This window comes from Streptomyces sp. NPDC001700, from assembly GCF_053596435.1.
Genome location: NZ_JBSFGE010000044.1, coordinates 1 through 14569 on the forward strand (window position 1 = coordinate 1; position 14569 = coordinate 14569).

General features: G+C 69.5%; 6 protein-coding genes, 1 tRNA gene and 1 rRNA gene. 7 read left to right on the forward strand and 1 reads right to left on the reverse strand.

Translation table 11 applies throughout. The annotated features are described in order from the left end of the window. The 3 genes from rrf to ACWC5C_RS40800 all read left to right on the forward strand — a co-directional run. Positions 1-93: ribosomal RNA gene (gene rrf, locus ACWC5C_RS40790) — 5S ribosomal RNA — on the forward strand; the annotation flags it as partial. Positions 94-198: 105 nt separating this feature from the next. Next, complete coding sequence (locus ACWC5C_RS40795; protein ID WP_450884199.1) at positions 199-897, forward strand: DegT/DnrJ/EryC1/StrS family aminotransferase; 699 nt, start codon at positions 199-201, stop codon at positions 895-897. A gap of 64 nt (positions 898-961) precedes the next feature. Next, positions 962-1034, forward strand: a tRNA-Thr gene (locus tag ACWC5C_RS40800). A gap of 115 nt (positions 1035-1149) precedes the next feature. On the opposite strand, the gene ACWC5C_RS40805 is transcribed toward ACWC5C_RS40800, so the two are convergent. Continuing rightward, a complete protein-coding gene (locus ACWC5C_RS40805; RefSeq protein ID WP_450884239.1) occupies positions 1150-3777 on the reverse strand; it encodes a SpoIIE family protein phosphatase in 2628 nt (875 codons plus the stop codon). Between the two features lie 250 nt (positions 3778-4027). Between ACWC5C_RS40805 and ACWC5C_RS40810 the strand changes: the two genes are divergently transcribed. The 4 genes from ACWC5C_RS40810 to ACWC5C_RS40825 all read left to right on the forward strand — a co-directional run bounded on the left by ACWC5C_RS40810 (position 4028) and on the right by ACWC5C_RS40825 (position 14555). Beyond that, positions 4028-9586, forward strand: coding sequence for a HAMP domain-containing protein (locus ACWC5C_RS40810; protein ID WP_450884201.1), 5559 nt, complete (start codon positions 4028-4030; stop codon positions 9584-9586). A 297-nt stretch (positions 9587-9883) separates the two neighbouring features. Then, positions 9884-10558: a response regulator gene (locus tag ACWC5C_RS40815; protein WP_009714629.1), complete on the forward strand. Its 675-nt coding sequence runs from the start codon at positions 9884-9886 to the stop codon at positions 10556-10558. A 162-nt stretch (positions 10559-10720) separates the two neighbouring features. Beyond that, positions 10721-13531, forward strand: coding sequence for a DNA translocase FtsK (locus tag ACWC5C_RS40820; protein WP_450884203.1), 2811 nt, complete (start codon positions 10721-10723; stop codon positions 13529-13531). Positions 13532-13721: 190 nt separating this feature from the next. After that, the gene (locus tag ACWC5C_RS40825) at positions 13722-14555 is read left to right on the forward strand and encodes a helix-turn-helix domain-containing protein (protein WP_450884205.1); all 834 of its coding nucleotides are present in this window, start codon (positions 13722-13724) and stop codon (positions 14553-14555) included. The last annotated feature ends 14 nt before the right edge of the window (positions 14556-14569 follow it).

Genomic DNA, 14569 nt, shown 5'->3' on the forward strand with positions numbered 1-14569 from the left:
ACGCCCGGTTACATTCCGAACCCGGAAGCTAAGCCTTTCAGCGCCGATGGTACTGCAGGGGGGACCCTGTGGGAGAGTAGGACGCCGCCGAACAAATATTGGAGAGAGGCCTGTCGGAACTTCGGTTCCCGACAGGCCTCTCTTTTTGTTGTGTTGCGGGCCACTCGGTGTTCATGTTGCCTGGGCAACATGCCGTTCATGGGGACTCCAACGGATGAGCTGTGGCGTGAGCTGACCCGGGCGGGCGTACGGCCGGGCGACGAGGTGATCGTGCCGTCCTACGGCACACCCGAAGCGGCGGAAGCGGTGCTCCTGGCCGGCGCGCGGCCGGTGTTCGCGGACATCGACGCCCAGACCTTCTGCATACATCCAGACGCGGTCGCCGCGGCGCTCACGCCCCGGACCGCTGCCATCGTGGCCATAGACACCTTCGGACACCCGGCCGACATGGCGCGTCTCACGGAGCTGGGGCAGCGCCACGGCGTGCTGGTGATCGGACACGGCGCGGTATGCGAACCGGTCGGCGAGATCCTGCGCCGACAGGCCAATGCCGCCTATCTGAACGGAAAGTTGCGCGGAGTCGTCACTCCCGCGGCCAAGCCCGGCATGGAACACACCTATCAGCAGTACGTCGTGAGGGTCCCGGGCAATGGACGCCCGGACCGGGACGCGTTCGCCCGTACGCTGCGTTCTCGCGGCGTCGTGTGCCACGTGCCCATTCAGACCCCGGCACACCGCACAGCGCGCTTCCGGCGCGATCTGTGGCTCGGGGAGACGGAGCGGGCGGCCGACGAATGCCTCGCCCTCCCTGTCGACCCGGCGATGTCCCGGCGGGAGTTGCAGCGCGTGGTCTCGGCCTGCAACGCACTGGGAGGCCTGTTGCAGTCAGCGGCCTGAGCGGTCGAAGGGGCGGGTGGTCGAGAGCGCACTCGAGTTCGGGTATGATCTATCCCGTTGCCGCGCCCCAATAGCTCAGTCGGCAGAGCGTCTCCATGGTAAGGAGAAGGTCTACGGTTCGATTCCGTATTGGGGCTCTCCTGCGAAAGGCCCCCGCCAACCGGCGGGGGCCTTCGTCATGTTCAAGCTCGTCATATGGAAAAGGGCCGGGGCACCGATAGTGCCCCGGCCATCATCATCAGCCCGTGGTGATCAGGCGTCCTGCTTCTCGGGGACGCGCATCGCGAGAATCGCCATGTCGTCGGACGGCGGCTCCGCCGCGAAGCGCTCGACCGCGCGCAGCACCCGGGCGGCCACCGCTCCCGCGGTGAGTCCGGTGCAGGTGGTGAGCACGTCGACCAGGCCGTCGTCGCCGAGCATCCTGGTGCCCTCGCGCCGCTCCGTCACCCCGTCGGTGACGCACAGCAGGACGTCGCCGGGGTCCAGGGTCACCGTCTGCTCGTACAGCTCCAGGTCGTCCATCACGCCGAGCAGCGGCTGCGGTTCGGCGGCCGCCTCGATGGAGCCGTCCTGGCGCAGCCGGAGCGGCAGCGGATGGCCCGCGCAGACGACCTTGAGCACCGCGCCGCCGTCCTGCTGCGGCCACAGCTCCCCGTAGAGGAGGGTGAGGAAGCGGCTGCGGGCGCCCTCGTCGAGGATCGCCGCGTTGAGCCGCTCCAGGACCGCCGGGCCGCCGAAGCCCTCGCGGGCGAGCAGCCGCAGCGCGTGCCGGGCGAGACCGGTGACCGCGGCGGCCTCCGGCCCGGTGCCGCAGACGTCGCCGATGGCGAAGCCGTACGCGCCGTCGCGGATCGGGAAGAGGTCGTAGAAGTCACCGCCGACCTCATTGCCCTCGCCCGCGGCCCGGTAGATGACCTCGACCTCGACGCCGGGGACCTCGGGCTGCTCGGGCGGCAGCAGACTGCGCTGCAGGGACTGGCTGATGGCGGTGCGCTCCGAGTAGAGCCGCGCGTTGTCGAGCGCGAGCGCCGCCCGGCGCGACAGGTCCTCGGCCAGCTCCAGGTTCTCCTGGCGGAAGTGCTCGTCGGTGGGCTTGCCGAGGGTGAGCATGCCGATGACGCGGTTACGGGCCACCAGCGGCAGCACGACCGTCTCGCCGCCGACGGCCGACGCGGTCGCGAGCGAGGCACCCGGGCCCGAGGAGGGCCGGGCGGAGTCGCCGAGGCTGAGGCTGCGCAGCGAGGTGCGCAGCGCGGCCGCGTGGGCCGCCTCGTAGGGGCCGGTCCAGCCGCGGGCGCCGCCGGTGGGCACCTGCTCCGGTGGGTCGATCTTGGTGAGCAGGGCCTTGAGCCCGTCGATCCGGTCCTCGTCCTCATGCAGGACGTACGACAGCTCCGGGTCGGACGCCTGGTCGGCGACCGTATAGACGGCGCACCAACTGGCCAGGGTCGGGACCGTCATCTGTGCCATGAGCGCCAGTGTCTGGTCGCGGTCGAGCGTGCCAGCGAGCAGATCGGACGCCTCGACGAGGAACGACAGGGAGCCCCGGCGCAGCCGCTCCAGCTCGGTGAGGCGGGCGCGTTCGACGGCGAGCGCGATGCGGTCGGCGGCGAACTGGAGCCGCAGCGCCTCCTCGTTGCTGTAGCGGCCGGGGGCCTCGGCGGCGACGCCGAGCGAGCCGGTCAGCCGGCCCTCGACCTTGAGCGGGACGGTGACGACCGAGCGCATACCGGTGTTGACGAGCAGGGGCACCGCGCCGGGCACAGCGGAGAGGTCCTCGTGGACGGCGGGCATCCGGGCCGACCCGTAGCGTCCGGTGCCCGCTTCGACGGGCACGCGGGCGAAGCGCTGCCGGGCGGACGGCAGCCCGGTGGAGGCGCGCACCTCCAGTTCGGTCTCGTCGTCGGTGGCGAGCAGCAGATAGGCGGCGTCCCCGTCGAGCATGTCACGGGCGCGTTCTACGGTGCGCTGGAGGAGCCCGTCGAGGTCGTCGGGGGCTGGGGAGCCGATGAAGACCTCGAAGGCGTCGCTGGCCGGACCGCGCTCGGAGGAGTCGGAGGTGTCGGCCGCGGCGCCGCGCATCGGGCTCTGCAGCACGGCGCGCTCGCGGTCGCGGACCAGCAGACAGACGGTGGAGGGATCGCCGTCGGCGTCGCGGACGCGCAGGTGGGAGGCGTAGACGGGGGAGACCCGGCCGTCAGCGCCGCGGATGCCGTACGAGCCCTCCCAGCGGGAGAGCTGGAGCGCCTCGGCGACACCGGTGCTGGTGCCGGGGGTGTGCGGCCAGGCGGCGAGATCGGTGAGCGGCTTGCCGACGATCTGTTCCGGGCTGTAGCCGAACAGTTCCTGAGCGTCGTCGTTCCAGGCGCTGATGAGGCCGTCGCTGTCGACCTGGACGACCGCGACCCGGACCCGGGAGTCGGCGATCGGCAGGGCGCTGGAGGGCAGCGCGGGCCCGGCGGCCCGGGTGCCCGCCGGCCGTTCGGGAAAGTCGAGCTGGAACCAGACCTGCTTGTGGGTGGCCGAGTACTCGACACCCCAGCGTGCGGCGAGTGCGGCGCACAGTAGCAGACCACGGCCGCCTTCGCGATCTGGGCTGCCGAAATGGTGGCCGCCGTTGCTCTGGAGCGGAACTTCTCGTTCGGGGTAACGATCGGCGACCTCGACGCGGACTCCGGTGTCCGCGCGGATGCACACGACATCGGCGGTGGTACCGGCGTGCACCACCGCGTTGGTGACGAGTTCGCTGGTGAGGACGACGGCGTCGTCCACGATGTCGGCCAGGCCCCAGCCCTGCAGGGTGTCCCGGACAAAGGTGCGGGCGGCGGCGACCGATCGTCCCACCGGCTCGAAGGTGGCGGCTGCCCGCGCGGTGATCACAGATCTCCTCATGTGTGTCTCGGTGAACTGCTCACCCATGACGCAGTGCCCCTCCGATGCCTGGCCGGATGCCAGGTTACTTACCTCAACCGCCCCCGCGAATGCCGGTCCGCCGTGATTCCACTCGGAGGGGGCTGGCGCCGGTGTGCGATGCTGCCGAACTGTTATGGCCTGGTTGGGCCATGGTGAAACACTGGGCAAGCTGGAAGAAGAACCCGACGAGGACGGTCAACCCTGCGGGAGGGACACGGTGGAGTCTGGCGCAGCGGCGCGGGGCACGAATACGCGCGCGAAAGGCGGACGGTCCCGGAACAATGGGACGACCGAAGTGGATACAGCGGCCCTGAATCGGCTGCTGACCGCGATGACGGCGATGCGGGACGGCAACTTCCGCAAGCGGCTGACGGTCTCGGGCGAGGGCGTGATGTCCGAAATCGCCGCGGTCTTCAATGAGGTCGCGGAGCGGAATCTGCAGCTCACGGGTGAGCTGACCCGGGTGCGGCGGGTGGTCGGCCGTGAGGGAAAGCTCACGGAGCGGCTGGAGACCGGAGCCTGTGAGGGGCAGTGGGCGGCGGCTATTGACGCGTCCAACGCCTTGGTGGACGATCTTGTGCGTCCGGTGTCCGAGGTGGGCCGGGTGCTGTCCGCGGTCGCCGAGGGCGATCTGGAACAGCGCATGGACCTGCGGGCACAGGGTGCCGACGGGTCGGCGCATCCGCTGCGCGGTGAGTTCCTGAAGGTGGGGCGCACCGTCAACGGGCTGGTGGATCAGCTCTCGGCGTTCACCGACGAGGTGACGAGAGTCGCGAGTGAGGTCGGCACCGAGGGCAAGCTGGGCGGCCAGGCCCGGGTGCGCGGTATGTCGGGTTCGTGGAAGGACCTCACGGAGTCCGTCAACACGATGGCGTCCCGGCTCACCGCTCAGGTGCGGGATATCGCCCTGGTGACGACGGCGGTGGCGAAGGGTGATCTGTCCCGGAAGGTCACGGTTCACGTGTCCGGGGAGATGCTGGAGCTGAAGGAAACCGTCAACACGATGGTGGACCAGCTCTCGTCGTTCGCCGCCGAGGTGACGCGGGTCGCCCGTGAGGTGGGTACCGAGGGTGAACTCGGCGGCCAGGCCAAGGTGCCGGGTGTCGCGGGCGTCTGGAAGGACCTGACCGACTCGGTCAACCTGATGGCGGGGAACCTCACCGCCCAGGTGCGCGGGATCGCCCAGGTCACGACGGCGGTCGCCAACGGTGATCTGTCGCAGAAGGTGACGGTGAGCGCACGCGGCGAGGTCGCGCAGCTGGCCGACACGATCAACACGATGACGGAGACCCTGCGCACCTTCGCGGACGAGGTCACGCGGGTGGCCAGCGAGGTCGGCGCCGAGGGGCTGCTGGGCGGTCAGGCGCAGGTGCCGGGTGCGGCGGGTACGTGGAAGGATCTCACCGATTCGGTGAACACCGCGTTCCGTAACCTCACGGCGCAGGTGCGGGACATCGCGCAGGTGACGACGGCGGTGGCGAACGGCGATCTGTCGCAGAAGGTCACCGTGGACGTGGCCGGCGAGATGCTGGAGCTGAAGAACACCGTCAACACGATGGTGGACCAGCTGCAGTCCTTCGGTGCCGAGGTGACCCGGGTGGCCCGGGAGATCGGTGTCGAGGGTGAGCTGGGCGGTCAGGCGCAGGTGCCGGGTGCGGCGGGTACGTGGAAGGACCTGACCGATTCGGTGAACACGGCCTTCCGCAACCTCACCGGACAGGTGCGCAACATCGCGCAGGTGACGACCGCGGTGGCGAACGGCGATCTGTCGCAGAAGGTCACCGTCGATGTCTCCGGCGAGATGCTCAAGCTGAAGAACACCGTGAACACGATGGTGGATCAGCTCTCCTCGTTCGCCGACCAGGTCACCCGCATGGCGCGGGACGTGGGCACCGAGGGCCGGCTGGGCGGTCAGGCCGAGGTGCAGGGGGTCTCCGGCACCTGGAAGGACCTGACCGACTCCGTCAACTCGATGGCGGGGAACCTGACCTCGCAGGTGCGTTCCATCGCCGAGGTGACCACGGCGGTCGCGCGCGGCGATCTGTCGCAGAAGATCGAGGTGGACGCGCGCGGCGAGATCCTGGAGCTGAAGAACACCATCAACACGATGGTGGACCAGCTGTCCGACTTCGCCGAGCAGGTGACCCGGGTCGCCCGTGAGGTGGGTACGGACGGCCGGCTGGGCGGTCAGGCGCAGGTGCCCGGCGTCGCGGGCGTCTGGCGCGATCTGACCGACTCGGTGAACGGCATGGCGGGCAACCTGACCGCCCAGGTCCGTAACATCGCGCAGGTCGCCACGGCGGTCGCGCGCGGTGACCTCTCGCAGAAGATCGACGTCGACGCCCGGGGCGAGATCCTGGAGCTGAAGAACACCCTCAACACGATGGTCGACCAGCTGTCGTCCTTCGCGGAGGAGGTCACCCGGGTCGCCCGCGAGGTGGGCACGGAAGGCCAGTTGGGCGGTCAGGCCGAGGTGCAGGGGGTCTCCGGCACCTGGAAGGACCTGACCCAGTCCGTCAACGGCATGGCCAACAACCTCACGTCCCAGGTGCGTTCGATCGCCGAGGTGACGACGGCGGTCGCCAAGGGCGACCTGTCGAAGAAGATCACGGTGGACGCCAAGGGTGAGATCCTGGAGCTGGTCACCACCGTGAACACGATGGTGGACCAGCTGTCGTCGTTCGCCGAGCAGGTCACCCGAGTGGCCCGTGAGGTGGGTACGGAAGGCCAGTTGGGCGGTCAGGCGCGGGTGCCGGGCGTGACCGGCATCTGGAAGGACCTCAGCAACAACGTGAACCTGATGGCCAATAACCTGACCATCCAGGTGCGCAACATCTCGCAGGTCTCGGCGGCGGTCGCCAACGGCGATCTGACGAAGAAGGTCACGGTCGAGGCGCGCGGCGAGGTCGCGGCGCTGGCCGACACCGTCAACACGATGGTGACGACGCTGTCCTCGTTCGCGGACGAGGTCACCCGGGTGGCGCGCGAGGTGGGCACGGACGGCATCCTGGGCGGTCAGGCGAGGGTGCCGGGCGTCTCGGGTACGTGGAAGGACCTCACCGAGTCCGTGAACTCGATGGCGTCCAACCTGACCGGACAGGTGCGCAACATCGCGATGGTCACCACGGCGATCGCCCAGGGTGATCTGACCAAGAAGATCGACATCGAGGCGCGGGGCGAGATCCTCGAACTCAAGACCACGATCAACACGATGGTGGACCAGCTGTCGTCGTTCGCCGACCAGGTGACCCGGGTTGCCCGTGAGGTGGGCACCGAGGGTCAGTTGGGCGGTCAGGCCCGGGTGCGGGACGTGGCCGGCACCTGGAAGGACCTCACCGAGTCGGTGAACGAGATGGCCGGGAACCTGACCCGTCAGGTGCGCGCCATCGCCGAGGTCGCGACCGCGGTGACCCGCGGCGACCTCAACCTCAAGATCGACGTGGACGCCTCCGGCGAGATCCAGGTCCTCCAGGACCACATCAACACCATGATCGCCAACCTGCGCGAGACCACGCTCGCCAACAAGGAGCAGGACTGGCTGAAGGGCAACCTCGCCCGGATCTCCGGTCTGATGCAGGGACGGCGCGATCTGGAGGACGTCGCCCGGCTGATCATGAGCGAGCTGACCCCGGTGGTCTCCGCTCAGCACGGCGCGTTCTTCCTGGCGGTCCCGATCGGCGACGGCACCGAGGTGGTCGCGGACAGCACCGCCGAGGAGGGCTACGAGCTGCGGCTGATCGGCTCGTACGGCTACTCCATCGGCTCGATGCCCACGTCGTTCCGGCCGGGTGAGACGCTCATCGGCACGGTCGCCGAGGAGAAGCGCGCGATCCTGATCGAGAACGTGCCGCCGGGCTACCTCAAGATCGCCTCCGGGCTCGGCGAGGCGGCCCCGGCGCATGTGATCGTGCTGCCGGTGCTCTTCGAGGGCCAGCTGCTCGGCGTGATCGAGCTGGCCTCGTTCCAGCCCTTCGCGCAGATCCAGAAGGACTTCCTCAACCAGATCGCCGAGATGATCGGCACCAGCGTCAACACCATCAGCGTCAACACCAAGACCGAGGTGCTGCTCAAGCAGTCCCAGGAGCTGACCGAGCAGCTGCGGGAGCGGTCGGCCGAGCTGGAGAACCGGCAGAAGGCGCTCCAGTCGTCCAACGCGGAGCTGGAGGAGAAGTCGGAGCGGCTGGCCCGGCAGAACCGCGACATCGAGGTCAAGAACACCGAGATCGAGGAGGCCCGGCAGGTCCTGGAGGAGCGCGCCGAGCAGCTCGCGGTCTCGATGCGCTACAAGAGCGAGTTCCTGGCGAACATGTCGCACGAGCTGCGCACGCCGCTCAACTCGCTGCTGATCCTCGCCAAGCTGCTCGCGGACAACGCCGAGGGCAATCTCTCGCCGAAGCAGGTGGAGTTCGCCGAGACGATCCACGGCGCCGGTTCGGACCTGCTGCAGCTGATCAACGACATCCTCGACCTGTCCAAGGTCGAGGCGGGCAAGATGGACGTCAGCCCGACGCGGATCGCCCTGGTGCAGCTCGTCGACTACGTGGAGGCGACGTTCCGGCCGCTGACCGCCGAGAAGGGCCTGGACTTCTCCGTCCGGGTCTCGCCGGAGCTTCCGGCGACGCTGCACACCGACGAGCAGCGGCTGCTGCAGGTGCTCCGTAACCTGCTGTCCAACGCGGTGAAGTTCACCGACGGCGGCGCGGTGGAGCTGGTCATCAGGCCCGCAGGGGTGGACGTGCCCAACGCCATCCGGGAACAGCTGCTGGAACACGGCGCGTTGCGGGACCCGGATGCCGACATGATCGCCTTCTCGGTCACCGACACCGGTATCGGCATCGCCGCGAGCAAGATGCGGGTCATCTTCGAGGCGTTCAAGCAGGCCGACGGGACCACCAGCAGGAAGTACGGCGGCACCGGCCTCGGCCTGTCCATCAGCCGGGAGATCGCCCGGCTGCTCGGCGGTGAGATCCACGCGGCCAGTGAGCCGGGCCGTGGCTCGACGTTCACGCTGTACCTGCCGCTGCACCCCAGCGAGCTGCCGCCGCAGGGCTTCCCGCAGCTCACGCCGGGCAGCGCGGGTCCGCCCGCGCTGGAGGCGTACGACCCGTCCGAGGGCGCGGAGGACGACGAGCCGGGCGCCGGGGCGGAGCAGGAGGTCGAGCACGACGTCACCGCCGACGCCACGGCGCAGCGGACCCGTGGGGCCGCCGGGCTCTTCCGGCGGCGTCAGCGGGCCGAGCAGGAGCCGTCACAGGCCTCCGAACCGCAGCCCCCCGCCCCGGAGATCCGCAGGGACACCGGCCGGAACGGCGGCCGCTCCGGCAGTCGGCAGCCGCAGGCGTCCGAGCCGTGGATGCTGGGCGGTCAGGATCTGGTGGCACCGGAGCCCGCGGGCGGCTTCCACGGTGAGAAGGTGCTCATCGTCGACGACGACATCCGTAACGTCTTCGCGCTCACCAGCGTGCTGGAACAGCACGGCCTGCAGGTGCTCTACGCCGAGAACGGGCGGGAGGGCATCGAAGTCCTGGAGCAGCACGACGATGTGGTGCTCGTCCTGATGGACATCATGATGCCGGAGATGGACGGTTACGCCACGACGGCGGCGATCCGCAGGATGCCGCAGTTCGCCGGGCTGCCCATCATCGCGCTCACCGCGAAGGCGATGAAGGGCGACCGGGAGAAGAGCATCGAGGCGGGCGCGTCGGACTATGTCACCAAGCCTGTCGACACCGATCATCTCCTGACGGTGATGGAGCAGTGGATGTCGGATGAGTGACCAGGTGAAAGGCAGGGGAGTGTCCGATGGGACACCGGATGCCATCGTGGTGTTGACTGACTGTCGCCGAACACGTGTGGGAACGCGGGAATCGGGGAACCTTCTGGTCTCCCGCCGCGTTTCTGCTACGTGCACAGTGACATCGCGGTGACAGGGTGTGGCGAACAGCGGGGTGCGGCTACCATGACCGGCACAAGGACGGGCGACGCAAGGGAGTCGTCCCCTGGGGCGGCGCCCGGTGCTTCCCCCAGCGCATCGAGCTGGGGAGACCCCAAGCCGGGACGAGGAGGACGGGGCATGGTGCAGAAGGCCAAGATCCTCCTGGTCGATGACCGGCCGGAGAATCTGCTGGCGCTGGAGGCCATTCTCTCCGCGCTCGATCAGACCCTGGTGCGGGCATCGTCAGGGGAGGAAGCGCTCAAGGCGCTGCTGACAGACGACTTCGCGGTGATCCTGCTGGACGTCCAGATGCCGGGCATGGACGGTTTCGAGACCGCGGCGCACATCAAGCGGCGGGAGCGGACCCGGGACATCCCGATCATCTTCCTGACCGCGATCAACCACGGGCCGCACCACACCTTCCGCGGGTATGCGGCGGGTGCGGTCGACTACATCTCCAAACCCTTCGACCCGTGGGTGCTCAGAGCGAAGGTCTCGGTCTTCGTCGATCTGTATATGAAGAACTGCCAGCTGCGGGAGCAGGCCTCCCTGCTGCGGCTCCAGTTGGAGGGCGGTCAGCCGGCCGCCGGTGACAAGGAGTCGGCGGGGCTGCTGGCCGAGCTGTCCGCCCGGCTCGCCGCCGTGGAGGAGCAGGCCGAGGCGCTGTCCAAGCAGCTGGACGAGTCGGCCGACGCGGCGGCGGTGGCCACCGCGGCCCATCTGGAGCGCAAGCTCACCGGTCTGCGCCGGGCCCTGGACGCGCTGGAGCCCGGTGCGGGCAGCGGAGCGGGCCAGGTCCCCTCGCAGAACTGAGCCCCGCACCACCGCGTGGCCACCGGGCCGTTGACGTCCTGTCACTCTCCCTTCACCGACCGGCCGGTGTCGCGCCCGGATGCGGCACGGGTGTGACCTCAGTGGCGCCGGATGCCCATGCCATACGTGCTCCGTACGGCGGACGCGGGTAATCTCGCCCCCATGGCCTCTCGTACGTCCGGCAAGGGTTCCCAGAGCACGGCGGGCACCTCGAAGAAGCGCGCCGGGCAGTCCGGAGGCGCGGTGAAGAAGGCGCCCGCGAAGAAGGCGGCGGCTGGCAAGGCGCCCGCCAAGAAGTCCACCGCGCCCGTGAAGAAGGCGGCCCCGAAGAAGAAGGCGGCCGCCAAGGCCCCGCCGCCGCCCGCGCCCAGCCCCACCAGCGGTGTGTACCGCGCGGCGCGCGCCGTCTGGATGGGCCTCGCGCGCGCCGTCGCGGCGATGTTCCGTTCCATAGGGCGCGGCGCGAAGGGGCTCGACCCGGCCCATCGCAAGGACGGCAGCGCCCTGCTGCTGCTCGCCCTGGCCCTGATCGTCGCCGGCGGCACGTGGTCCAGCCTCCAGGGCCCGGTCGGCGATCTGGTCGAGATGCTCGTCACCGGTGCCTTCGGACGCCTGGACCTGGTGGTGCCGATACTTCTGGGCGCCATCGCCGGGCGGCTGTTCCTCCACCCCGAACGCCCCGAGGCCAACGGGCGGATCGTCATCGGCTTGTCGGCGCTGGTGATCGGCGTCCTCGGACAGGTCCACATCGCCTGCGGCGCCCCCGGGCGCGGCCAGGGCGACGCGGCGATCCAGGACGCGGGCGGGCTGATCGGCTGGGCCGTCTCCCGGCCGCTGATCTACGCGATGGGCGATGTGCTGGCCGTACCGCTGCTGGTGCTGCTCACCGTCTTCGGGCTGCTGGTCGTCACCGCGACCCCGGTCGCCGCGATTCCGCAGCGGCTGCGGGCGCTCGGCGTCCGGCTCGGCCTGGTGCGGGACGAGGAGCCGGCGTACACCGATGACACCGACGCCGGCGAGTACGCCGATGAGTGGCGCGAGAAGCCCGCGAGGCGGCCTCGCAGGACCTCGCTGGACAAGGAGGGCCCGGACGCCGCGAGCGCCGCTGAGCAGGCCGAGGAGGAGGCTCTGGGCAAGCGCCGGCGATCGCGTCGGCAGCCGTCCGGGCAGCTTCCGCTGGACCGCCCCATGGACGCCGTGGACGTGGCGGCCGCCGCGGCGGCCTCGCTCGACGGCGCGGTGCTGCACGGCGTCCAGCCCTCACCGCTCGTCGCCGGGCTCAGCAGCGGCATCTCGGTCGAGCGCGACGACGAGTCCGGCACCGGCGACGTGCCGGGCACGCGCGACTCCGGCAAGGCCGTGCCGGTCAAGGGCAAGAAGGGCCGCGCGGACGAGTCCGCCGCGGCGGAGCGGGCCGAGGTCCCCGACCGCACCCGGCGTGCCGTCGAGCCGAGCGAACCGCTGCCGCCGCGCGCCGAGCAGCTGCAGCTCTCCGGCGACATCACCTATTCACTGCCCTCGTTCGACCTCCTGGAGCGCGGCGGCCCCGGCAAGACCCGCAGCGCCGCCAACGACGCCGTGGTGGACTCCTTGTCCAAGGTGTTCTCGGAGTTCAAGGTGGACGCGGCGGTCACCGGCTTCACCCGTGGCCCGACGGTCACCCGCTACGAGGTGGAGCTGGGCCCGGCCGTCAAGGTCGAGCGGATCACGGCGCTGACCAAGAACATCGCGTACGCCGTCGCCAGCCCCGATGTGCGGATCATCAGTCCGATCCCCGGCAAGTCGGCGGTCGGCATCGAAATCCCCAACAGCGACCGCGAGATGGTCAACCTCGGAGACGTGCTGCGCTCGGCCGACTCGTCCGGTGAGACGCACCCGATGATCGTCGGGCTCGGCAAGGACGTCGAAGGCGGCTACGTGGCGCACAACCTGGCCACGATGCCGCATGTGCTGGTGGCCGGCGCGACCGGTTCCGGAAAGTCGTCGTGCATCAACTGCCTGATCACGTCGGTCATGGTGCGCGCGACCCCGGACGACGTGCGCATGGTGCTGGTCGACCCCAAGCGCGTGGAGCTGACCGCGTACGAGGGCATTCCGCATCTGATCACACCGATCATCACCAATCCGAAGCGCGCGGCCGAGGCCCTGCAGTGGGTCGTCCGCGAAATGGATCTCCGTTACGACGACCTCGCCGCGTTCGGCTTCCGCCACATCGACGACTTCAACGCGGCGGTGCGCTCCGGAAAGGTGAAGCAGCCCGAGGGCAGCGAGCGGGAACTCAAGCCGTATCCGTATCTGCTGGTGATCGTCGACGAGCTGGCCGACCTGATGATGGTCGCGCCGAGGGACGTCGAGGACTCCATCGTGCGGATCACACAGCTGGCCCGCGCGGCGGGCATCCACCTGGTGCTGGCCACCCAGCGGCCCTCGGTGGACGTCGTCACCGGTCTGATCAAGGCGAACGTGCCCTCGCGGCTCGCCTTCGCCACCTCCTCGCTGGCCGACAGCCGGGTCATCCTGGACCAGCCGGGCGCCGAGAAGCTGATCGGCAAGGGCGACGGACTGTTCCTGCCGATGGGCGCGAACAAGCCGGTCCGGATGCAGGGCGCGTTCGTGACCGAGGCCGAGGTCCAGGCGATCGTCGCGCACTGCAAGGAGCAGATGGCGCCGGTCTTCCGGGAGGACGTCACCGTCGGGACGGCGCAGAAGAAGGAGATCGACGAGGACATCGGTGATGATCTCGATCTGCTGTGCCAGGCCGCTGAGCTGGTAGTTTCCACGCAATTCGGGTCCACGTCGATGCTCCAGCGCAAGCTGCGGGTGGGCTTCGCCAAGGCGGGGCGACTGATGGATCTCATGGAGTCACGCAACGTGGTCGGCCCCAGCGAGGGCTCCAAGGCGCGCGATGTGCTTGTCAAGCCGGACGAATTGGATGGCGTGCTCGCGGTGATCCGCGGGGAGGCTCACTCATAAGGGTATGGCGGGCAACCGTTTCCCCTGCCGAGACGTCAAGTTGAGGGAGGTGGCGGAGTGAGGTCCCAGACCGCAGGTCACAGGACAATCCCGATGGCGGACAAACTCCGTCCTCCCGCTTGCCCCACCCTTTCGCCACACCCCTAGACTGAACCTCCAGCAGGTGGCTACACGCTCGAAAGGCGCCCCCGTGTCCATCGGCAACGCTCTCGAAGACGGCAACTCCCCCGAAGAAGACCGGCCTTCCGTCGGTCGCGCCCTCCAGCAGGCCCGCATCGCCGCCGGGCTGACCGTCGACGAGGTCAGTTCCGCCACCCGGGTGCGCGTCCCCATAGTGCAGGGGATCGAGCAGGACGACTTCTCCCGCTGCGGCGGGGATGTGTACGCCCGGGGGCACATTCGTGTGCTCGCGCGTGCCGTCCGGCTCGACCCTGAGGTCTTGATCAACCAATTCGACGCCGAACACGGCGGCCGGCCCGAGCCGACCCCGGCGGCGCCGCTGTTCGATGCCGAACGCATCCGCCCCGAACCCCGCCGTCCGAACTGGACGGCCGCGATGGTCGCCGCGATCGTCGCCGTCGTCGGATTCGTCGGCTTCACGCTTTTCAGTGGCGACGACAAGAACGACGGCTCCTCGGTCGCTGAGGAGACCGGCTCGGCCAAGCCGACCGCGTCCGCCTCCAGCAGCCCCAGCGCGACCCCCAGCAAGTCCGGAGAGCGCAAGCCCGAGCCGTCCGAGAGCGCCATCGCGGGCGTCCCCGCGGACAAGGTCACCGTCAAGCTGACCGCCGAGGACGGACAGAGCTGGATCTCCGCCCAGGACCACAACGGGCGGCTGATGGAAGAGGGCGTTCTGCGGCAGGGCCAGTCCAAGACCTTCAGCGACAGCAAGCGCATCGACCTGGTGCTGGGCAACGCCGGGGCGATCAAGCTCTTCGTGAACGGCAAGGAAGTCAAGAACCTCAGCGACAGCGGCTCGGTTCAGCGCCTGAGCTACACCAAGGGCGATCCCGAAGCGGGCTGACCAGCCCGGCGGCG